This is a genomic window from Treponema phagedenis (assembly GCF_008153345.1).
GTDB lineage: Bacteria > Spirochaetota > Spirochaetia > Treponematales > Treponemataceae > Treponema > Treponema phagedenis.
Window position 1 is genome coordinate 2,013,412 of record NZ_CP042818.1, and the last position, 21,755, is coordinate 2,035,166.

Annotated in this window: 23 protein-coding genes; 12 read left to right on the forward strand and 11 right to left on the reverse strand. The window is 37.0% G+C overall.

Annotated features, from left to right (window positions below; all coding sequences use genetic code 11):
* Positions 1-21 precede the first annotated feature (21 nt).
* Positions 22-597: a DUF3793 family protein gene (locus FUT79_RS08895; protein WP_024751909.1), complete on the reverse strand. Its 576-nt coding sequence runs from the start codon at positions 595-597 to the stop codon at positions 22-24.
* Between the two features lie 723 nt (positions 598-1,320).
* Between FUT79_RS08895 and FUT79_RS08900 the strand changes: the two genes are divergently transcribed.
* The 11 genes from FUT79_RS08900 (at position 1,321) to FUT79_RS08950 (ending at position 11,171) form a co-directional block, all read left to right on the forward strand.
* Positions 1,321-2,574: an ISNCY family transposase gene (locus FUT79_RS08900; protein WP_148889533.1), complete on the forward strand. Its 1,254-nt coding sequence runs from the start codon at positions 1,321-1,323 to the stop codon at positions 2,572-2,574.
* A gap of 266 nt (positions 2,575-2,840) precedes the next feature.
* On the forward strand, positions 2,841-4,241 hold the full coding sequence (locus FUT79_RS08905) for a GntP family permease (RefSeq protein ID WP_148879384.1): 1,401 nt from the start codon (positions 2,841-2,843) through the stop codon (positions 4,239-4,241).
* 30 nt (positions 4,242-4,271) lie between these two features.
* On the forward strand, positions 4,272-5,825 hold the full coding sequence (locus FUT79_RS08910; RefSeq protein WP_148889535.1) for an acyl CoA:acetate/3-ketoacid CoA transferase: 1,554 nt from the start codon (positions 4,272-4,274) through the stop codon (positions 5,823-5,825).
* 71 nt (positions 5,826-5,896) lie between these two features.
* On the forward strand, positions 5,897-6,310 hold the full coding sequence (locus FUT79_RS08915) for a MaoC family dehydratase (RefSeq protein WP_024752900.1): 414 nt from the start codon (positions 5,897-5,899) through the stop codon (positions 6,308-6,310).
* A gap of 398 nt (positions 6,311-6,708) precedes the next feature.
* Positions 6,709-7,068 carry a hypothetical protein gene (locus FUT79_RS08920; protein ID WP_148889537.1) on the forward strand — a complete coding sequence of 120 codons (360 nt, stop codon included), beginning with the start codon at positions 6,709-6,711 and terminating at the stop codon, positions 7,066-7,068.
* Positions 7,069-7,538: 470 nt separating this feature from the next.
* Positions 7,539-7,931: a CPBP family glutamic-type intramembrane protease gene (locus tag FUT79_RS08925; protein ID WP_215905264.1), complete on the forward strand. Its 393-nt coding sequence runs from the start codon at positions 7,539-7,541 to the stop codon at positions 7,929-7,931.
* Positions 7,932-8,102: 171 nt separating this feature from the next.
* Entirely contained in the window at positions 8,103-9,389 is a 1,287-nt protein-coding gene (locus FUT79_RS08930) for a tyrosine-type recombinase/integrase (protein ID WP_024751914.1), read from the forward strand.
* 223 nt (positions 9,390-9,612) lie between these two features.
* Entirely contained in the window at positions 9,613-9,894 is a 282-nt protein-coding gene (locus tag FUT79_RS08935) for a helix-turn-helix domain-containing protein (RefSeq protein WP_024751915.1), read from the forward strand.
* Between the two features lie 112 nt (positions 9,895-10,006).
* Positions 10,007-10,300, forward strand: coding sequence for a helix-turn-helix domain-containing protein (locus FUT79_RS08940; protein WP_024751916.1), 294 nt, complete (start codon positions 10,007-10,009; stop codon positions 10,298-10,300).
* A gap of 149 nt (positions 10,301-10,449) precedes the next feature.
* Positions 10,450-10,854: a hypothetical protein gene (locus tag FUT79_RS08945; protein WP_024751917.1), complete on the forward strand. Its 405-nt coding sequence runs from the start codon at positions 10,450-10,452 to the stop codon at positions 10,852-10,854.
* Positions 10,854-11,171 carry a hypothetical protein gene (locus tag FUT79_RS08950; RefSeq protein WP_148884434.1) on the forward strand — a complete coding sequence of 106 codons (318 nt, stop codon included), beginning with the start codon at positions 10,854-10,856 and terminating at the stop codon, positions 11,169-11,171. Before FUT79_RS08945 ends, FUT79_RS08950 begins: the two co-directional genes overlap by 1 nt.
* Before the next feature lie 50 nt (positions 11,172-11,221).
* Here the strand turns inward: FUT79_RS08950 and FUT79_RS08955 are convergent, their stop codons facing one another.
* The 3 genes from FUT79_RS08955 to FUT79_RS08965 all read right to left on the reverse strand — a co-directional run bounded on the left by FUT79_RS08955 (position 11,222) and on the right by FUT79_RS08965 (position 12,845).
* A complete protein-coding gene (locus FUT79_RS08955; protein WP_148889539.1) occupies positions 11,222-11,563 on the reverse strand; it encodes a hypothetical protein in 342 nt (113 codons plus the stop codon).
* A gap of 84 nt (positions 11,564-11,647) precedes the next feature.
* Entirely contained in the window at positions 11,648-12,067 is a 420-nt protein-coding gene (locus tag FUT79_RS08960) for a CHAP domain-containing protein (RefSeq protein ID WP_148878652.1), read from the reverse strand.
* A complete protein-coding gene (locus FUT79_RS08965) occupies positions 12,054-12,845 on the reverse strand; it encodes a membrane protein insertase YidC (RefSeq protein ID WP_024751921.1) in 792 nt (263 codons plus the stop codon). The genes FUT79_RS08960 and FUT79_RS08965 overlap by 14 nt, the downstream gene beginning before the upstream one ends.
* A gap of 162 nt (positions 12,846-13,007) precedes the next feature.
* On the opposite strand from FUT79_RS08965, the gene FUT79_RS08970 reads away from it, so the two are divergent.
* Positions 13,008-13,520, forward strand: a complete 513-nt coding sequence (locus tag FUT79_RS08970) for a hypothetical protein (protein WP_148889541.1) — start codon at positions 13,008-13,010, stop codon at positions 13,518-13,520.
* Positions 13,521-13,593: 73 nt separating this feature from the next.
* Here the strand turns inward: FUT79_RS08970 and FUT79_RS08975 are convergent, their stop codons facing one another.
* From FUT79_RS08975 to FUT79_RS09005, 7 genes are all read right to left on the reverse strand, one after another.
* Positions 13,594-14,040: a hypothetical protein gene (locus tag FUT79_RS08975; RefSeq protein ID WP_148889543.1), complete on the reverse strand. Its 447-nt coding sequence runs from the start codon at positions 14,038-14,040 to the stop codon at positions 13,594-13,596.
* 4 nt (positions 14,041-14,044) lie between these two features.
* Entirely contained in the window at positions 14,045-14,467 is a 423-nt protein-coding gene (locus FUT79_RS08980) for a hypothetical protein (protein ID WP_148889545.1), read from the reverse strand.
* Positions 14,468-14,547: 80 nt separating this feature from the next.
* Positions 14,548-16,344 carry a hypothetical protein gene (locus FUT79_RS08985; protein WP_148889547.1) on the reverse strand — a complete coding sequence of 599 codons (1,797 nt, stop codon included), beginning with the start codon at positions 16,342-16,344 and terminating at the stop codon, positions 14,548-14,550.
* An 11-nt stretch (positions 16,345-16,355) separates the two neighbouring features.
* Entirely contained in the window at positions 16,356-16,883 is a 528-nt protein-coding gene (locus FUT79_RS08990) for a hypothetical protein (protein ID WP_187426839.1), read from the reverse strand.
* A gap of 11 nt (positions 16,884-16,894) precedes the next feature.
* Positions 16,895-18,196, reverse strand: a complete 1,302-nt coding sequence (locus FUT79_RS08995) for a hypothetical protein (RefSeq protein ID WP_148889549.1) — start codon at positions 18,194-18,196, stop codon at positions 16,895-16,897.
* Between the two features lies 1 nt (position 18,197).
* The gene (locus FUT79_RS09000; RefSeq protein WP_148889551.1) at positions 18,198-21,011 is read right to left on the reverse strand and encodes a fibronectin type III domain-containing protein; all 2,814 of its coding nucleotides are present in this window, start codon (positions 21,009-21,011) and stop codon (positions 18,198-18,200) included.
* Positions 21,012-21,752: a phage tail family protein gene (locus tag FUT79_RS09005; RefSeq protein ID WP_024751929.1), complete on the reverse strand. Its 741-nt coding sequence runs from the start codon at positions 21,750-21,752 to the stop codon at positions 21,012-21,014. It abuts the gene before it with no gap.
* Positions 21,753-21,755: the final 3 nt, after the last annotated feature.

Sequence of the window (21,755 nt, forward strand, 5' to 3'; positions counted from 1 at the left end):
AAAACCTCCTGAACTTATGGTCTATGCTGCCAGCACAAGATCATAGATACTTATGCCGCGTTCTATTTGTAGAGCAAAAAGCTTTCTACATTCAGTATATTGATTAAATATCTCCCGAGCTTTTTCAGGCTCGCTATATACTTTCCAGTATCCGCAAAATAAATAGGTTTTCCCCTCTTTTCGTATATACTCAAGCACATCAGCAGGAGGATAACCTAAAAACAAACCGATTTCATGCGGAAAAGATTCTGCACAAGAGTTAGGAATATTACGCCTACTCATTCTTTGCGCAAGGATTGTTAACATTGACTCACAACCACTTTCATGATACCCGAAACTCTTTAATACTTCGGTAACTTCGGCTCCCGATAAGTATTCTTCCAACAATTTTTTTCTGTATACAAGAATCTGTGCCCGCTGCTCGCAGTTACAAAGCATGTGCATGAAAACACCTTTTTGAGCAAAACATTCACGATACTCAGCAAGCTCTTCGACAAAAGATTGCGACAAAGAAATTAAATTTGCCGGTTTAATTCCCGCAAGACAGGGCGCACAATGAAAAGCAAAAAGCTTTTCAATGTTAGTATTCTGCAACATATAGACAATATAACGGTATTTTTTTTTATTGTCAACCTTCTATTACTTTTTTTTCATAAAGCTTACACATGAAAAAACTACATGAGGAAGCAAAAACACAATCGGAACGAGCACGGACGCCCGCGGTTCCAAGCAGTGATATTTACAAACAAAACCCCAAATAATAAAGTTTTGTTTGCAAACTCGTGCAGTGTTTTTTAGATAAGGTGTTTATATTTTTAATACACGTATGCAAATCAAAAAAATTATAAAAAAGAGCCTGACACGGCGCAACGGTGAGCAATTTACCATAGGCATACTGAATCTGCAAGTTACTGTTGCTGATATTTCGATTAAAATAATGGTAACTTAATTATAGAGCGCTATCTCGCAAGCCACTGTACACACGAATACCAAAAATTACATTCAGCACGGGCACTCGTAGTTCCAATGAGAATTTTCGAGTTTAAACATCGCGCTGCAATGGCGGTTTGTAAGTGTTCCACATCTCCGACAGGTAAAAAAATAAGTCGGATAAGAGAAAAATTTCAAACCGCAGCGCCCATGAATGTATGATTTTATTTTTTGTGCGTACGTCAAGTATTTTTATACCTTATGTTATAGGGCAAATTTGCAAACTGTCTTTAATCTGTGATAATTTCACCCCTATAAGTTTTCAATGAATATTTCGCCCCTATATTTTACCGAGGTGAAATTATTGACTTGTTACACTAAACTGGAGGAATGAAATTATTTATGAGCATTGATCAAATTACACGAGGACATGTTATCGCCAACTGCCTAGAGGGGAGATGTACGGTACAACAAGCTGCGCTTCGATTAAACCTTTCACGAAGACGCGTACAGCAATTAAAAAAGGCGTTCAAAGAAAAGGGTGCAGTCGCAATGCTGCATGGCAACAGTCAGCGTCCCTCTGCAAAGAAGACCTCGAAAGAAATTGAGCAGCGATTACTTGCGCTGCGAAGCGATCCCGCATTGTCAAAAAGCAATTTTTTGCATTTTCATGAAATAGTAACTGGAGAATATCAATTGCAGCTGTCATATTCGACTCTGCCCCGTATTCTGTTATCACATGGAATTTATTCACCAAAGAAAAGACGAACACGAAAGAAGGTGCATAAAACGCGCAATAGAAGAGCTTGCTTCGGAGAGCTGTTGCAAGTGGACGCAACCCCGTTTCCTTGGTTCGGCGGGAAAGAAAAATCCGCATTACATGCTTTTATTGATGATGCGCGCGGAATGATTACCGGTCTTTATTTATGCAAAAACGAGTGCCTGCTCGGATATTTAGAAGTTCTGCGGCAGACACTCGAAAATTACGGACTCCCTGCCGCTCTTTATCCGGATAAGTGTAGCGTTTTTTTTGTTAATGCAAAAAAACAGTTATCCATTGAGGAGCAATTACAAGGAACCGAGGAACAAGTAACACAATTCGGCAAAATTATCAAGTACTTAGGAATCGATATGTTCCCGGCTCATTCATCACAAGCAAAAGGACGTGTTGAGCGATTATGGCAAACTTTACAAAGCCGACTCCCTGTTGAATTTGCACGACGCGGAATTACAACCATAGAGCAAGCAAATCAATTCTTAAAAGAGTATATCGGTATTTTCAACAAACAGTTTGGTGTTCCTGCCTGCGATTCATATTCAATGTTTGTACCGACGCCAAAAACACTCGATCTTGATAAACTGTTGTCATCGGTTATTACGCGCAAACTTTCAAGCGGATCTACCATCTCAATCAAAAACCATTTGTTTAAAATTGAGCAGAATAAATTCGGCGCAGGCACAATGGTAAATGTATTGATTTCCCAAAAGCATGGTATACGCGCTTTAATACATGATGAATTCTATCCGATTGTACCGCTCGATGATATATACCGAACCGATACGGTTGGACGAACCGGAGACCTGCCTCAAGTAGTTATTGACTTGATTTATGAATTCTTACTTAAAGATGCAAAAGCAGGATAACTCGATGTGTTAAGGGGTGCAATTTTCATTGCAAAATTAACCCCCTTTAGGGGTGAAATATTCACTGGTTATTGACAAATATTTGCTAAAATGCTTGACATTATATATATATATATATATTAATTGATCTAGGCGTAAGTTTAGTACATATCAATCTTGTTTAATCATGGGCTTGATATATTGACTTTTGCTGTAGGAGTTTAAATTTTAGCGGATGTGCAGATTTTAAGAAATAGTTTTCTCGGCATGTCAGATTGGGAGGTTATATGTTAGGAGTTATAGGCATTATCGTTTCGCTAGTTTTGCTGATGTATTTAGCGTATAAAGGTTTTTCAGTTATAGCTATAGCACCATTACTAGCATTATTGGCAACCGTATTTGTTGCAATATCTACTGGTGGAGATTTCCATTTGATGGCAACATATACACAGATTTTTATGAAAAGTGTAGGTAATTTCGTCGCTTCATTCTTTCCAATTTTCCTACTGGGTGCGATTTTGGGGAAATTTTTGGAAGATTCCAAAAGTGCTGCGGCAATTTCAAAGTTTATCACAACTAAATTAGGCGAAAGTAGTGCTATTTTAGCGATTATGGTAACTTGTGCTGTGTTGACATATGGCGGTGTATCTTTGTTTGTAGTAGTATTTGCGATTTATCCAATAGGTGTGAGCTTGTTTAAAGCTTCTGGGATTCCAAAGAGATTTTTGCCTGGAACTATAGCACTTGGAGCTTTTACATTTACTATGACTGCACTTCCTGGTTCTCCACAAATTCAAAATACCATACCGATGAAATTTTTTGGTACTGATGCATTTGCAGCTCCTATTTTGGGCTTGATTGCAAGTTTGATAATGGCAGTAGGTGGTATTTTATGGCTAAATTATAGAGCTAAATCTGCTATGGCAAAAGGTGAGGGCTACGGCGATCATGATATGGACAATAAAAGTGAACAAGTAAATCAGGAATCTGATTTGCCAAATACAATGGTAGCGTTTTTACCTATAATTGTAGTGTTAGGGCTTAATTTCATATTATCAAAGATGGTTTATCCTCATATGGATTTATCTTACTTGGAAGCGGATAGATATAGTACTACAGCTAAAGCGGTGATAGGTAATTGGTCTTTAATCGCATCATTGGTAAGTGGTATTTTGGTAACTATCGTATTTAATTTAAAGAGGATTGATTCAGTGCTAAAAACATTAACAACAGGCGTATCTGGTTCGTTTTTGGCTATTTTTAACACTGCATCAGAAACAGGCTATGGCAATGTTATCGCTAGTTTAGCATCATTTGTAATCATTAAAGATGCTCTCATGTCAGTTTCAAGTAATATACTTGTAAATGAAGCTATTTCAGTTTCTGCACTGGCAGGTGTTACGGGTTCTGCATCAGGTGGGCTGTCTATAGCTTTGGGAGTGTTGGGCGAAACATATATGAAAATGGCATCACAGGTAGGTATAGATCCACAGGTATTGCATAGAGTAGCTTCCATAGCATGTGGAGGCTTAGATACATTACCGCATAATGGTGCCGTGATAACGCTATTGGGCATAACAGGTATGACTCATAAAGAATCATATATAGATATTGGCATGTGTACTGTGGTTATACCTACTATTTCTGTTATAACAATTATTTTGTTGTCATCATTAGGAATAGTTTAAACATAGTTACATTTTTGATAGGAGGAAAATATGGTTGAGTTTTGTTCGGCTAAAGATGTTGCAAATATTGTAACTGATAATAGTGTGATTGCAACAAATGGTTTTGTGGGTATTGGTGTAGCTGAAGAAATTTTAACGGCGTTGGAAAATAGATATTTAGAAACTAAATCTCCTAAAAATCTGGAGTTGTATTTTGCAGCCGGACAAGGGGATTCAAAAGATAGGGGTTTAAATCACTTAGGTTATGAAGGATTGGTAAAAAGGACTGTAGGTGGACACTGGAATTTGGTTCCCAAATTACAGGAATTGGCTTTGAGCAATAAAATGCAATCATATAATTTTCCGCAAGGCGTTATAAGTCATATGTTTAGAGATAGGGCAATAGGTTTGAATTTTACTATTTCTAAAGTGGGATTGAAGACCTATTGTGATCCAAGACTTGAAGGTGGTAAATTAAATTCCATTTCTACAGAAGATTTAGTAGAGTTAATAGAGATAGATGGTGAGGAGTTTTTGAAATATAAAACACCTAAATTAGATTTTGTAATACTTAGAGGAACGTATGCTGATGAAGTTGGCAATATCAGTTTGGAAAATGAAGCACTTACGATAGATGCGTATAGTTTGGCTGCAGCTGGTAAAGCTTGTAATGCTAAAGTTATCGTGCAAGTAGAAGATGTTGTAGAAAAGGGTACTTTAGATCCTAGATTGGTTAAAATTCCATGTGTTATGGTGGATTATGTAGTCAAAACAAGCGATGTAGCTAAATATCACTGTCAAACATTTGGTACATTATATAATCCGTCTCTTTGTGGTAATACAAGAGCTGTTTTGTCCAAAACTCCGCCTGTCGGATTGACTAATAGAAAAGTATGTGCAAGGCGTGCCGCTGAGTTTTTTGAAGATGGATATACTGCTAATTTAGGTATAGGTATGCCCGAAACTGTCGCTATGGTGATAAATGAAGAGGGGCAGGGAGATAAAATAAACATGTCTGTCGAACCGGGTATTACTGGTGGTGTGCCGCTTGGTGGGCTTGATTTTGGTGCATCTATAAATCCATTAGCAATAGTTGATCAAGTTTATCAATTTGATTTTTATAATGGTGGTGGATTGGATATAGCTGTTTTAGGTCTTGCACAAGTGGATAAATATGGAAATGTCAATGTATCTAAATTTGGCACTAGAGTGGCAGGCTGTGGTGGTTTTATAGATATATCGCAAAATGTTAAGAAATGTATATTTATAGGAACTTTCACTGCGGGTGGTTTGAAGCAAAAAATAGGTGATGGTAAATTGGAAATTATAGAAGAGGGCAAATCCAAGAAATTTATCGACGAAGTTGAGCAAGTAACTTTTTCAGCACAATATGCTAGGGAAATAAAGCAAGAAGTGTATTATATAACAGAAAGAGCTGTGTTTACGCTTGGTGATGAGTCTATTAAATTAATTGAAATTGCTCCAGGTGTTGATTTACAACGAGATGTGCTTGATTTAATGGATTTTAGACCGGAAATTGCAGAAAATCTCAAAACTATGGATGCGAATTTATTTAAAGAAGATAAAATCGGATTGATACTATAATTGGCATGAATTGACATGATAGTATCAATCAATGGGATTATGATATCGTTATAACAAATATGGAGGAAGATATGTCAAATATAAAAGAGCTTAAAGTAGGAGATTTTGTAGAGATATCAAGAACTGTGAGTGAAGCAGATATTGTGCTGTTTGGTGCGGTTAGCGGAGATTTAAATCCTGCACATTTTAATGAAGAATATGCTAAAAACACTATATTTAAGGGCAGAATTGCACATGGTATGATTAGTGCTGGATATATTTCGGCTGTAATCGGAATGCATTTGCCAGGACCTGGTACTATTTATCTATCGCAGAATTTGAAATTTTTAAAACCTGTTCGTATTGGCGATACTATTACAGCACGTGTGGAAGTGGTGGATATCAATATAGAAAAAAACAGAGTTGGTTTAAAAACCGAATGTTTAAATGCAAATGAGCAAGTTGTTGTAACTGGCGATGCTCTTGTGATGCCACCTATGATTTGAATTAGCGTAAATTAAGTGTATGTTTAGGGTCATACACTTAATGCTTATCAATTAGAAAACTTATTTTAATATTACTATTGTAAGCCACCAATTTATAATTTGATAGTATATGAAGTTTTTAATTATGCGTTGTAATTATTACAAAAATGTTAAAAATAAAAAGCAATGTAGACATTTGTAAAAGGCAGCAATTTCAATGCATGCACGTGCTGTTGTATATAGAACGACAAATTAATCACAAAATAATTTAAAAAAGTATTTACTAAAAAATTTGAATGAAGTATAATTAACCCGATGGGGGTGTTTGTTTTATTTGTATAATGGAAATGTAAATGATGTGATATTGGCATATAAGGCATCCACGTTAATGATGCTCATGTTCTGTGAAAGGAGAGTTTTTGGATGAATATCAATTCATGAACAAGAATAACATCACGGCAGGAGTTCCCAACAGTGAGCACAAGGGCGAAAAAACTATGAGTTTGAACTTCAAAGACGAGAACGTAGTTCCCGCTTCCAAGAGAGTAAACTCAGAATTCTATAGCAAGTTGATGGCCGAGCATGGTAAGTCAACAAAGCCTATTGCTGCAAACTTTGATGCTATCGAAGCTTTCTGCATAGGAAAAACTATTGCGGAAGTTGAAGATGTGGCAAATAAAAGCAATATAAAGGCTATGGATGCAGTCTCCGGAGCTACCTTGGTAGACACTAAAGGCTACTTGAGCGCAGTTGTTGCTGCAGCTAAAAACGCAAAATAGTCTAACCTTAAAGACCGCTTTTTTAGCGGTCTTTTTTTTGTCTTTTTCTTCTCAAGACTATTTGCTTAAAGAGGTGATTTTTTTGCAGTACTGTTTTGTTCAAGCTACTTAGATTTTTTTGAGTTTGTATACGATGTGTTAAAAACTGATTGAGGTATCAAAAAAAACGTTATACTAATGTAACGTTTTGTAATTAACTTCCTGTTATAAAAATCGGGGTATCAACAATAAGGGGCTGTGGATTTAAGCATTCCTATGGTAAATTGCTCGCCGTTGCGCCGTGTCGAACTCATTTTTATAAAATGAAATGAATTAAAAACTGATTGAGGTATCAAAAAAACACTGCACTAGCCCAAGACGGAAAAGCACCGTATAATCACACCTACAAGATGAATAAGCAGGTACCGCATATATATATTTTAATTGAGTTTTTAGCTGTGGCTTTAGTGTTGGGTGGGCTTCCTATTTTTATGGAAAAGGCAGCTGCTATTCCTCCCGTTCCGACAGGCAGTTATGAAAAACTGCTTTTTGCCTTACGGGTGTTTTTCTTTGCGTTATATGAGGAAGTGCTATATCGCTGGTATTTACCCGAACGGGGAAAATTAGTTTTAAAAACGGTCAACACTTCACTATCTTTTGGACAAAAAGTTATAATAGAATGCTTCCCGCTCTTGCTATTTGCTGCGGCTCATCGGTATCTCGGCATAGGCGCCGTAGTGTTTGCTTTTGTGATGGGGACAATGTTTAGAATGCTCATTCTCGCAGTGCGGAAAAAAGGGATTTCTGTTCTTTGTGCCCTGCTCATAGCTGCCTGTATTCACTTTTGCTGGAATATCGGTGTGTATTTTTTCGTTTGGAAATGATTACGAAAACAGCTCCTGTATCCCTATTGACTAATTCAATAATTTATAGTATCTACCATTATATAAGCAAACAGATACCTTCACTACAAGGCTCTGCAAAACCATAAAAACGCAAATTGACACTTAAAATGACACTTACAAATAAGATTAATTTGCGAATGTGGAGACTAAATGCGGGGCTATCCTTTTACCTTGTTTAAACGCAAGAATTCGCCTTATTACTATGTCAGGTTTAAAAACGAAAAGACGGGAAAATATTTTACGACTCAATACAGCACCAAAGAGAAAACAAAAGCGGAAGCTTTAAAAGTAGCTATTGATTGGCTCATTAACGGAATCGGGACAACTCAGAAAAAAAGCCTGCAAATCTTAACTATTGTCAATTTGTGTCAGACTGAAATAAACACAAAAGAAGAGGCAGAACTTATTCTAAAGATTTTACAAAAAAAAGGCTTACTGAAAACCTATGTACTGCCTGATGCTACAAACGATATTTCATTTATCGATTATTTAAAGCAATATTGGGACTGGGACAACAGCGAGGCGCTCAAAGAAAAAAGACGAAAAGAAAAAAGTATACACAAAACTTATGTGTATATACAAAATACGCGTATTGATAGATACTATGTTTCCTTCTTTAAAGACAAAGCATTAGGAGCTTTAACAAAAAAAGACTTTAAAAATTTTATAGATATTGTTTTACAACCACTTAACATTTCTTTTGGTACAAAAAATAATATTCTAAGAACCGCACGCACTGCTTTAAAATATGCATATGACAACGAAATTATTCAAGATGACATTATGGCTGGATTGGTCTTTTTTGGTGGAAAAACAAAAAAACGGGATATTCTTCCTCCGGAAACAGTAAGAGCTGTTTTTCAAGCCAAATGGAATGATAGAAGGGCGTATCTTGCAAACCTTCTAGCAATGATTACAGGGCTCCGTGTTGGAGAAGTTCAAGGGCTAAGACGTAAAGACTTGGGAGAATCCTGCATATACTTACGTAATTCTTGGAGCCCTATTGATAAATTGAAAGTACCTAAAAATACAGAACCTCGTATTGTTGTAGTGCCGCGATTTTTAATACAAAGCTTAATCGACTTGGTAAATAATACGCCCCATCCTTATAGCGAAGACAACTATGTTTTTTGGTCAACGGCGAGAGCAGACAACCCTATTGACCGTAAGCTGATTCTTCTTGAACTTAGAGCTGCACTGCAAAACATAGGGATGAGTAAAGAAGAAAGCGAAAAATACTGTTTCCATGGTTGGCGGCACTTTTACGCATCCCACATGAAAGGCAAAATTGAAGATAAACTCTTACAATCACAAACAGGGCACAAAACCCTTGCGATGCTCAATCATTACTCCGACCATGAAATGCAAGATGATTTTCAGAAAATCGCAAAGGCGCAAAATGACACATTCGGCAATCTTTTACCGGATGTATTATAATCCTGTAAAAAGCGCTATTCTTCAATATCCCTTTATAAACCCTTCCCTAAACATTCTACGCCCTCGCCGAAACTGAGTAGCATGAACGGGCGAACATTCGCCTTGTAATTGATGAACAAACTACAGTAAACACTGTAATTTATATATTTATAATACACCATTTATTGTAATTGTCAATAGTTTTTTTACAGTTTTTACTGTGTTTTTTGCCGATAATTACAATATGGACATTGTATCTTTCTGGGAAACCATAAAAAGCCTTATAAAGCAACGCCACACAACTCAAAGGGGATTATCAACAACTTGCGGCTTCGCGCCCCGTGCGATAGAAACATGGATTGCCGCAAACCAACTCCCTGACGCTTTCCAAGTATACACAATCGCTAAAACTCTCGGGGTGTCGGTTGAGTATCTCGTAACCGGTGCCCCCACTGACAACACACAGGAACTGCAAAATATTAAAAACACATTGCTTGAAGTAGTCCGTAAGATTGATAGCTTATAATAACTTGTTTAAGTTTATTATATAGTTATTATAACTTGTTTTAATAAATAGTCAACTATATTTTTGCTTAAAAAAGATATTTTTTTGTATTTTTTAACCGATAATTACTTATATGAGTGATAATGCCTCTTTTTTTTATGAGAGAATAAAAACACTGGTTAAGTCTCAACAAAAAGTTACGCTACAAGCGTTTATCGAAGAGGTTGGAATAAACTATAATTCCTACACTTCCGCTCGCCAATACGGGAATATTCTGCGAGGAGATGAATGCGTAAAAATCGCTCAAGCACTTAATGTATCAGTAGAATACTTAGTAACCGGACAAACCACTGAAAACGCTCAAAAACTGCAAAAGATAAAAAACGCACTACTGGAACTTGCCGATGAGGTAGACACAATACAATAACCCTTCCCTAGACACACTACAATCTCGCCGAAACTGAGTAGCATGAACGAAGGAACCGCTTGTAATCGGCTTTTGTAAATAAAATAAAGAAATAACATAGAGACAAACAATTGTTTTTATGGTAATATAAATAATATAGGAGAATTACTATGGGAACAAAACTATCGATTAAGGATTTTCATTTTGTTGGGATTGGAATGATATCTATCGCTATACATAATACTAAAACGAATATCGCTCTACAGCCTTTCATGGTATCTTTAGCAAAAGACGGAATATATGAAGCTATTGCTATTAATTTCGGAATATTAGCCTCAGGCAAAACAGAAGATGAAGCAATTCGCAGACTCGGGCATAATATTTTTAATTACTTTATTTCATTTGCTAAAACAAAAGTATCTACTGAATATGTAACGCACTCTAAGCAGATGGCTGACTTTTTTGAAGAATTTACGAGACTTTCAATAATTCATAAAACATTTTCAAGCCTGCCTCTTAGCTTTGATAAAGATAATTCGTTTTCCGCTTCTGGGAATTATTATAAGGTTGCATAATGTCAGAGATTTTATTATTTGACTGTGTTTTAAAATATTTGCAAGATATAAAAATTATCGGAGAAGAAATAGCAAGCGGAAGTAGAAAAGATGAAAGAAGCCTATGGTACACAGTATCATATTTCTATTATTCAGGAAAAGGCATATTCGTTTTTGATGTAATAATAGAGAATGGGCAACATTACATTAGGGCTAATACCCTGAAAATATTAGCTCGTTTTAATAAATTTAAGATTTCCGATATTGTTAAACAATGCTCTCCTAAAACCGCCACCCCCTCTTCACCTTCAAAAACACCATCGCACCGAGTGCAATAAAAGCCGCTCCTGCAACAGCTGACAAAATCACAATCGTCCGCTTTTGCTTTTCAATTTTCAATTCCTTTTTGTGATTGTCTTCCGTCATTTTGCTTAGTGCCGCCTGTGCCTCGCTCTCGTATGCGCTGTAGGATTTTTTTAAACTCTGTAATGTCTCCCGCTCCGTCTGTAATTGATTTTTCAAGCTCGCTTGCAAGCTCGCCGCTTTGTTCAATTTTTCCCTCAAGCTCTGTATTAGTAATTGCTGCGCTTGTTTGCTCGTCTCCAAGTTTTGACAGATTGTCTCTAACCTTATCAGCTCCGTCTCCGAGATTGTGTATTCCGCCTCGTGTGCAGCAGCCGGAAAACAAAAACAGACAAGCAAGCAAAAAAATAATCTTTTCATTTTTCATGTTCCTCTCCTGAAAACAGGTTTAAAAATATCGCAGCAAATGCAAAACCGAATAAAAGAAATAATACAAAACATCTACCGACAATCATCCAATCCCTTCCTTTTTTCGCAAAAAACCTAAAATATAGGTATACGATCGGGTAACAATATACGTCCCCGTTTGTGCAAAGCCATCCTGTTCAAATACGGTCAGTGTTTCCTTGTCGGCACTGATAACAATTGCCACGTGCCCGTATTTATTCCCTTTTGTCGGCATAAAAACTGCAACGTCCCCTGCTTGCGGCTTTCCTTTTGTACGCGGTATTCGCTCGAAATACTTCATCTCTAGCGGCAGCTTTTCATATTTTGTATATAACTCGCTTGCGCCGATTACTCCGCCTGTGTGCGGGATTTTCAGCACGTCCTTACAGTACTGCCGGAAAAGGTCAACGCACTGTGCGCCGTAATGCCCGTCATAGTCTACTTTTTTCCCGAGATATTTTTTTACAAACTCATCTAAGCTCATTTACTCCCCCTTCACTTCCTTTGACACTGACATTTTTCAATTTTGATAAGTATTTTTTATTTTTTTCGATTGGATATGCAATACTGTTTTCTATGTATTCATCTGTTTTAAAATATCGCTTTGACATTTCATACATGCGGATTTTTTCTTCAATGTGTTTTGTGAAAAGGTCAATAACTTCGTCCTCCCATTCTGATATAAGCTGCTCTAGGGGTTTTTTTACCTCCGCCCATTCAGGATATTTTTCGCCACATGATACTTTTGATATACGCAATAAAAATGTTGAGTAGGCATCTCTAATATCTTTGAGGATATCGTTTAGATACGCCCTGCGCTCATCGCCGCTTAACTTCTCCCGCATGTTGTTGTAGTCAAGCCGCTCGTTCAATTCATCTTTAATAATGTTGATTGTAGATATTGACGGGAAAGGGCAATGGATAAACGGTTCAAACATTGTCGCTATCTTTTCATCCATACGACGCACCGATCGCCGCAAATCGGCGGTTAAGTGTGCGTCAATATCCATGCTTTTTTTAAAAAGACTTTTCCGCAATTCTTCGTCGTGCATCACCATTGCCGTTTTCCGCTCCGCCTCTTTTTCTTTTAACTCAATATCTTGTTTTATGTCCTCTATTTTCTCGTCCATCTTCCCGATAGAAAGGCTTTTATCGCCCATCCCAAAGCGGATGCCCTTCATCATAATCACGATAAAAACAAGGAAGGCTATAACTAAAATAACGCCCCACCCGATAGGCGGTATCCCCGCTGCTTTTTCCATTCTAACACTCCTGTTACTCGCATTATAACGACAAGCCGCACGTAACACAAATTAAGCATACACAAAACAAGGGAAGAAGTTTTATAACCGGAATAATAATATTGACAGTTTTTGTTAAACAAGTAAAATACTAATAACGATATTTAAGAAAGAGGTCGTAAAATGAAAAAGATGGTTTTAATTTTAGGTGCTGTGATCTGCGTTTTAGGTCTTTTTGGATGCCAAACAAACAAAACGGCTGACGTAATTATTAAAAATAACTCTAGCTATGATGCTGTAGTTGCTTTGCGGAATTTTAAGGAGGATAGTAAGAAAATTGTTGGCGATGTAATCTTTCCATTAAAAAAAGGAGAATCAATCGTCGTAACAATGTATGATGATAAACACATAAAATTGGCAAGTATCAATCGGCATTCTTTAAAGAAAATATCACAAAATGAATATCAAATTTTGGATAGCGTTGCCATGCTTTTTAAAGTTTATAATAAAACAAATGAAGATGTTGTCTTGTTTGATCAAAATAATCTAATTGATAAACTAACCATCGCAAGGGATGAAGAAAAAGAAATTTCTGTATTTAATTCTGCACAGTTACAGCTTAAAGCAATGACTGCTAACGATAACATTATTCTAAAACCTGAACTACAAGAACGTTCTATTATCATACATTATTAGCTTTAAGATAATTTTAGGAACCCTTCATGATAAAAAGGGAAGAGCATTTAGAGAAAAAAATTGATAAAAAAGCTTAAAGTGTTTTAAGTAAAGATACTTTGTCAATTACAAGTTCTTCTTTATCAATTACAAAATTTGGTGATAAAAATACCAGTGTCAGTGTATTATCTTGTATTGAAAATGGTATATACAAAATCAGATCATTTCCATATTCTTTATAACCTTCTCGTTTTGCCCGTATAACGTTTCCATCAACTGAATACGTATAAGTTATGACTTTTTTTTCTGTTAAATCCTGATTTTTAGATGTTTCCGGCCATTTGGTTATAATAATTTTATCTTTTTCAAATTCAAATACATAAACATGCTCTTGACCATACGCCTCATAAGAATAGCGATATGTGCCGCTCCAAGTACCAATTAATGGTCTTTTCTGCTTTGGAATATTCCATAGCGGATTACATGAAGTTAACACACACGCTAAAAAAACTGTAGTAAAAACAAACATCGTTTTTTTCATACTTTTATTCCTTCTTTTTCAATGTATACGTTTTTAATATGTCTTGACCATAATATTTGATATTATACTCTAAAATAAGCGTTTTCCCTTTTATCAAGTAATAAATATCAAAATCGTCAAACGTTCTATACCCATAAAGATTTTTCGCTTTTGCGTGTATAGTATTACCGTCTACAGTATAATAGTGCTTCACAACCATTGACCACCCAGCGTTTGTTTCTTGATCTATAAAAAATCGTGAATCATATAAATAAAATTCATCTTCTTGAAAGATCGCCTTCACTGGGCTGCTTTTATCATAAGGGGCTGTACAAATACCTTCCCATGTTCCAAGCAATGAATTTTTATCTTGAGAAACATTCTGAGAGCATGATAAAAAGAAAAAAGCAAACAATATAGTGCTGAAAAGAAATAATAATTTTTTCATACCTAATTTTATTATACATTCTTAAAATTTGCAACCGTGACAAGAAAAACAATTTATTCAACACTTAAGTTTTAAAATTTCTAGCTCAGTTTCAATGTCCCATTATCATTCCATACCATATTTTTTAAAAGCGGTTTTTGAGACGGAATGTTTTCTAAAAAAAACATATCGGAACCTTTATAAATAATTGATTGATAAAGTGTTATTGCAGGGGGACTCGTTCCATTCACTGCTTCTCCAAAAGTCACTTCTGTTCCAGGTGTAAAACTAATATTGTACACACCAGATAGACCAGCTCGTGCATTCCAAAATGCTCTTCCTGTTCCCTTTGTTTTATATATTTTTTTATTACATCCTCCTGTTTTCGCTAATTCATCAAACCAGAATATTTTCTGTACGGAACGATCCGGAAGAATAATTTTCATTCCGTCATCTGGATATTGAAGTGAAGGATAGTATTCAGCCCAAAATTTATATGTTTTATTTTCAGCTTCAAAAATAATTTCGTATAAATCATAGTTTACTATAAATTCGTACCAAAAACCTTCTCCAAATATAGAATTTCCAACAAAAAGAAAGCAATAGTATGATGCCTTATTTGATGATTTTTTGTTTGTTATTGAAAACCTTTTTATCCTATCACCATAAAGAAGCCCATAACCGATTTTCCCAATTTGTTCTCCGTATCTGTCATATATTGATTTTATGGATTCGTCCTTAGCATTTTGATAAACAATACTATCGGCTAACGTTTCCTTCGCTTTATCAAAACGTATTTTATTATAAAGTGTTAATTCTCCGGATGGGCTAAGATTAAAAATTGACTCTCCTTTGTTTTTAACTTTCAATCCGTTCGTTTCGTCAAACCATGCTTCAAAATCCTGATTGCTGTTCGGGTCGCTATCTATTCGTAACTGTTGTACCACCAGCTTTTTAATAAACGCCTGATTAGCTACCAGCTCATCAATCAATGCCCGCTGCGAAACAAGCGCCCCGCAGAGTATTGCGCCAAAATGTCCGGTCTGTTCTTTTAGCTCCGGTATTTCCATCAAGTGCAAAAGGCAGCACTGGTATTGCTGGTCATAGTTATATACCGGCTCTAAATTTACCCACCTGCTGCCTTCCCATCGGTAGCAAACGCCCTGCTTCCAGCCGCCTGTGTTTTTAGTCATCAGTACCCAGTCGCCCTTGTTTGCGTCAACGGCGCCCAGCTGTTCCCCCTTCGTTATTACTACCGTCCGATGAGGCGGCACTGTTGCGCATGCTCCTAAGTATTTCGGGGTGTAGGATGCAACATTGCCCGCCATGTTATTATTTACAACTGACTCGATATGTTTGGTATTAGTACCTTTAGTTACCAAGTAATACAGTCCGTTTATATCTGACTGCGGTAAAACAGCTTTATAAATGCGAATTTCATCAAATATCGCATGAGTATGTCCGCCGCCTAATTCAAACCCTTCTGAAAAATCTATTGGATAATCTCCTGTTTCAATTTTATATAAAAGCCGTGCGTTTTTGTACACGCTGAAAAAATTATTTTTTGCAAACACAAAGCACCAGTGTGTTTGCTGCCGGTCGTCTTTAATAGCACTCATGTTTTTAACGCCTGCAAGTTCAACCGTTAATAATTCCGTTTTGCTGTCAAAATATACATATAGGTTTTTAAAGCGGAAAATTCCCCGCTCAGCGTCTCTATTCACAATCCCATCCCATCGCCGCCATAGCGAAACAGACAGCTCGTTTCTGTCGCCTGCAAGCGCCGCCGTGCCTTTTCCTGCGGGGTAATACATCGCATTGCCCGACACACCCGGCACTATCTGCGCATCTTTCGGCATCTGCAAGTTTTGATTTCCTACATAATTTATCGCTTCCATGCTTTTATTCCTTAACATACTTTTGGATAGCGGTTTTTTATTTCCGCTATTTTTTCAAGCCATACAGATTTATCTAACTCGCCGCGCAAAACTTCTAACCCCAGCTTGTCGGTTTCGCTCCGGTACGCCGCTTCTCGCAATCCGTCAATATAAGTGTTGTACTCCTCTTTTGAAATAACTCCTTCAGCGTATAACTCTTCCTGCGTTTTTTTAACAATTACATCGCCTTCAAGTTTTTCGTCCGCCTGCAAAGCAACAAGTCCCGCATTCACCTTATCCGCTTCGGTCATGTCGATAAACTCGGTACCTTCATCGTTGAGTTTTTTTCCTTCAGGAACTTCAATCAATTTTTCATCCACAAGCGTTTTCAGCGGCTTTAATACGCCCTTATCCAAATCCGCATACATGCGAACATCGTCTCCGATATTGACATAGCACCCGTCAATTATCCGGTATTCAATATCAGGTTCTTTAGGCTCCGGCATTTCGCCGCAGTAATGACCAATTACAATGTTGTCTTTAATTTCTAAGTATTCCATTTGTTTACTCCCTATCTTTCTATTTTTTCTAATTTCCAACAATAAAAAATCATTGAGTAATTACTTTTTAATTGCACATCCGTATTTTTCCATCGATAACCTGGGAAATTAAAGATTTTGTCTGGTGCCGGAGTATAGTCGCTATGGGTTTTATATCTTTGCAAATAAACAGTATTTTGGAAAAGCGCGATAAACATGTGATCAACTCCGCTACGGTTTCTGATAGCGTTAGTTACCTGGCTATCTATAGCATCACTCCCATACCTACTCAACAAGGTATATACCCACTGAGGTGTTGCTGCGTATTCGATTCCCAGAGCGACATCCGACATTTTTGGTGTCCCCGATACCGTTTTTACAAGCCCGAGTTTATTGTTGCTTGCTTTAGTCGGCAAATTATCAGTTGCTGCAAACGTGCGCCACGGCGTCCAGCGAGATGTATCGCCGTCGATAGCATTTCTAAACTGCCAATTTTCGTTCCCTTCATAATAATTTTTTAAAAACTGCACAACGCCAACCGAACCACCAAACCCAAACACCAACAAGGCTCCGGTGTAATTCTTATACATAACAGGATACATTCCCGACAAAATAGTACTATCAATTTCCGATTCATAAATTGACTTTCTGTAATAAAAACAATTATTGTCACTTTTAATCTTTTCTCTGACTGCTTCGGTAATTTTCGCATTTACATCCCCTGAACAATTTCCAAGTAACAAATTATATACCCAATTAGGACTCGCAGCCCACGGTTCGTTTTTTTCACATTCAGCCATGTTTGGCGTTCTGTTTGTCGTTTTAACAACACCGAGTCCCTTTTGCGGGTCTTTATCAGTATAATCGCCTTGTCCTGCAAGCGCATCAAGTGTTATAAACTCTTTTTTTAACCCTTGAACTTCACTAGTAACTTTTTTAGTAATTGTTTGCTGTATTTCGTTTTTAAGACCAGATACTTTGTTATCGATAACTTGTACCGTTGCCGCAACTTTTGTATCCAGTGCTTCTTTTGCTTTTTCAAGCAAATCGGCGATTGTTTGTCGCTTCTCTTCAACTTCATCGTTGAATTTTTTTCCCACTTCTGCGGCGCTTTTATCCATCGCTTCTTTTGCCGCTTCAATTGCCCGCTCAAGCGCTGCCTTTTGTTCACTTAGCTCGTGCGTTATATGCTCTCTTGCATCCTGTTTAATTTCCTCAATGACCGCGTCGCTTATCGTCGCCACTACTTGGCCTTTTAAGGTTGTAAGAAAATTGTTATACGCAATAGTCAAATCTTCTAATGCCTTGCCTAATGCCTCATTCGTGTAAGCCATACTATACCCCCTGTACTGCTTTAATATATATTTTTTTGCCGCTGTCGGTTACGGCTTTTATAAACACCTTAGTCCCGTCCGTCCGTTCGATGAGCGGGCGAAGCTGCCATCCGGTAGCTTTGTCTTGTTTTGTTTTAAATATCCGCTTGACATATTCCGTTAATTCAGGAAACACAGACGGGCTAAAGGGTAACCCGTTGCACTCCAAAAATCCGTGCTTGTATTCATCATCGTAAAATGTTTTTATCTCTCCCAAAGGAGAGGAAAAAGCATCAGAGTCTTTTAAAAGCGGGCGAAACGGCCAGCCGGTATGCGTATCAACTCCTAAATGAAAGGTGTTTTTTACATACTCGGTAAAATCCGGAAATACATCAGGGCTAAAGGGTGCACCATTGCATTCCAAAAATCCATGCTTGTATTCATCATCGTAAAATGTTTTTATTTCCCCGATCGGGCTGTCGTATTTTTGAATTGCGGTAAGCGTTGTAACCTTGTCCGCTTTTTTAGCTTCTCTGTCCTGCTCGATTATAAAAAAGTCTTCATCGTTTATTATGTTTGTTGTGTCGATATCCCCGAAACTTCCGCTTCCCTTTTCACCCTTAAAATGAAATACGTTTCCTTTTCTATCAACAACAACGTAACAGCCGAGCCCGTATGTTTCGTTTGTAATCGGATGCGTAACACTGCGTGTGTTTTTTATTCCTGTTGTAATTGTTAAATTGTAATTGCCTTCTAATTTAAAAATAATTAAATAATATTTTGTGCCGTTTCCGTTTGCCTCATCAAAAAATAATTTTAACACAAAATCATTTTCTAAAGTTCCGTTTAAAATAATGCAATCGTGTAACGCCTCTTTAAAAGTCATTTCAATTATCGTCTTTCCCGAGCATTCATATTCGATTATGTTTTTTTGCCACGCTGTATATGACGGGTCGGGCTCGGGTAATTCTTGCGGCGTCTCGTCTGCCGGATAGAAGGCGAGAGATTCTGTTTCAGCGGGGAAGGATACCTTGTCACTTGTCGGTGTACACTCGATTTCTGCCGAGTATGGAGAAAGCACCCCATTAAAAATTGCAGCAACGCTAAATAAATACGTACTATTGTTTTCAAGGCGCTCAAAGGTTTCTTTTTTTTGATTTACTGTCCGGTAATTATAATAGCTTTGCGTTTTTTCTTTCCATTGAATAACATAATCTTCCGCAGCACCTTCCCACTCTAAGACAATTGAAGTATCTTTTGCAGTAGCAGTAACTCCAAGCGGAGGAAGTATTATTTTTGTGTCCGTGTCTGTCGGTTTTTTTTGTACAAGCTTATCAAACGGATTAAACAAAAATCCGCCAAGTCCAAACTTTTGCGATAAGACGCCGCCCTTATACGCAATACTTTCTTCTTCTACAATTACATTGTATACGGTTTCTGTTTCAGGATGCACTAAACTTACCTTGTCAAAAAGGCGTATCGGCTGTAATGTTTCAACTTCAAAGATAGGATTGTCATCCCCTCGCTTTTCTTTCAGCCTCTCAAGCCCCGCTTTTTGCAATTCTTCCCGTGTTTTTATTTTTGTGTCAGTAAAGATATCTTCAACGGTTGGCATCCCATCATATGTCCCAACTCCAGGAACTCGGACATAGAGCCGCTGTTGCTTTTCCCCCTCGCCGTAACAGTGTAAAACATTTATTTTCTGAACATTTGTTTTCAGCTCTTTTATATTAGTATTGTTAAGCTGCGTATTTTTTTTATCACTTGTTCGCAATATAAAATCTGCTTGTTTTATTTTATTCTTTACAAAAGAAGCATTGAACTCAAAATATACCGTACCTTTTTCAAAGTAGCAGCGTGTATCGAAAGTATATTTTTCCCGTATTTTTTGTATCGCTTCCCAAAGGGTACAATTAGATAATTCCAAACCCGTTACTAAATCTTGCAATTCTGGCGGAATAAACTTTAGATTGAACTCGGTTTTTTTTCGTGTAATAATTTCAAATGCACGGAGTACCGGTGTAAACCCTCTGACAGTTCTGTCAACAAGTATATTATGTTCGTTGTAAACTTTGTGTGTCGCGAAATCTTGTGTCCAGTCCGCATTGATATATTTAAGAATAAAACGGACTGCAACATACCGCTTGTCGCTTGCAATTTTTACGCCACGAATACTGCTATCTTCTTCAACGCCTCTGTTAGCGGTCAAAATCGGCGCATGTGAAAAATCAACTTGTCCTATATTTGTTATCGGATTATGCGATGAGACGGACTGTACTCCGATATACGTTTTCTCTCCGATAGACGCTGTCCATCTAATATACCTATCACTTACAACATCCCCACAATCAAACGCAAACGTGATAGAGCCTTCCTCATAATATTGAATTGCATCTCCCACTTCATGAAACTGTAAATGTATATCGCCGTCTTTTATTTTATTTAAATCAATATTCACTTTTTCGATATAATTCGTAAAATCTTCTAAGGTTGAACGGCGGATATAATCAAAGCCGTAAATGCAATCAGATAAAACAAAATTAAGCGGCTTATCATCCCATCCGTGCCAGCTCTCCGGTATTTTATAATTTTTAAAAAGGCTTTCAAGCGTTCTAATATTTGTTGTTGTTTGTTTATTGTTGCTTGCATTGTCGGATATAACCATATCCTTTATTTTTTCTTTATCTTTATACAACGTTACATATTTAGCATTTACAGGATATTCAGCAAGTTCTAATTTACCGGTGCCTTCTTTGTTTCTTTTTTGACTAAAGCTCCATCCGATATCAAGTCCTTTTATAAGACGCTTCCCGTTGTTATCATACAATATAACCATTTACATATATCTCCCATTGTATGTTATTTTCACTGTTCCGCCGGTTATGGTTATTTTGAGTTTATTTTTTCCTGCTTGAAAGGTAAGCGGATTAAGGATGCAGCGATCTGTCAAGTTTATTGTTATGTCCTCTCCGTTTAAAAACAATAATCCGTTTTTATAAATAAGTGAATCCCCTATCGGAATATCAATTTTACTACTTACCTCAAGATATGTATTGCCAGATTCTAACAATAATCCTTTGACGCTTGCGATGCCTGAAAGTTCTATTTCTGGAAGAGTCGGATAGTTTCCTTCACAATGTATTGTTTCTTTTTGTTCAAGTGCGTGAATTTTTTTTATAACTGTTTCACCAAATCCGAAAGGCTCAATTGCCTTTAACTGAAAACTAATGCTAAAAACTTTCGCAAGATTAAATCCATCATTATATGTTGTTTTTACAGTTCCCTCTAACCTGCATTTATAAAAAATATCATCGTCATCATCTCTGTATACGTGCAGCTCTTTTCCCACAAGCAAATTAAAAAGCCGAGAGCGCTCGTGCTCAACATCTTTGTATTTATCTGTGGGAATATTCCCCGAACAGTTAAAGATACGGACTGCGTAATAGGTGCCGCCTTGTAAATACTCACCGTCCCTATCGTTTATTTTAGTAGAGGGGGTATTAACGGTAATTGTATTATCTGTTGCCGTAATCCATACAGGTATATCTAACTGTTTTCCATCCGCATATATTCTCATTCC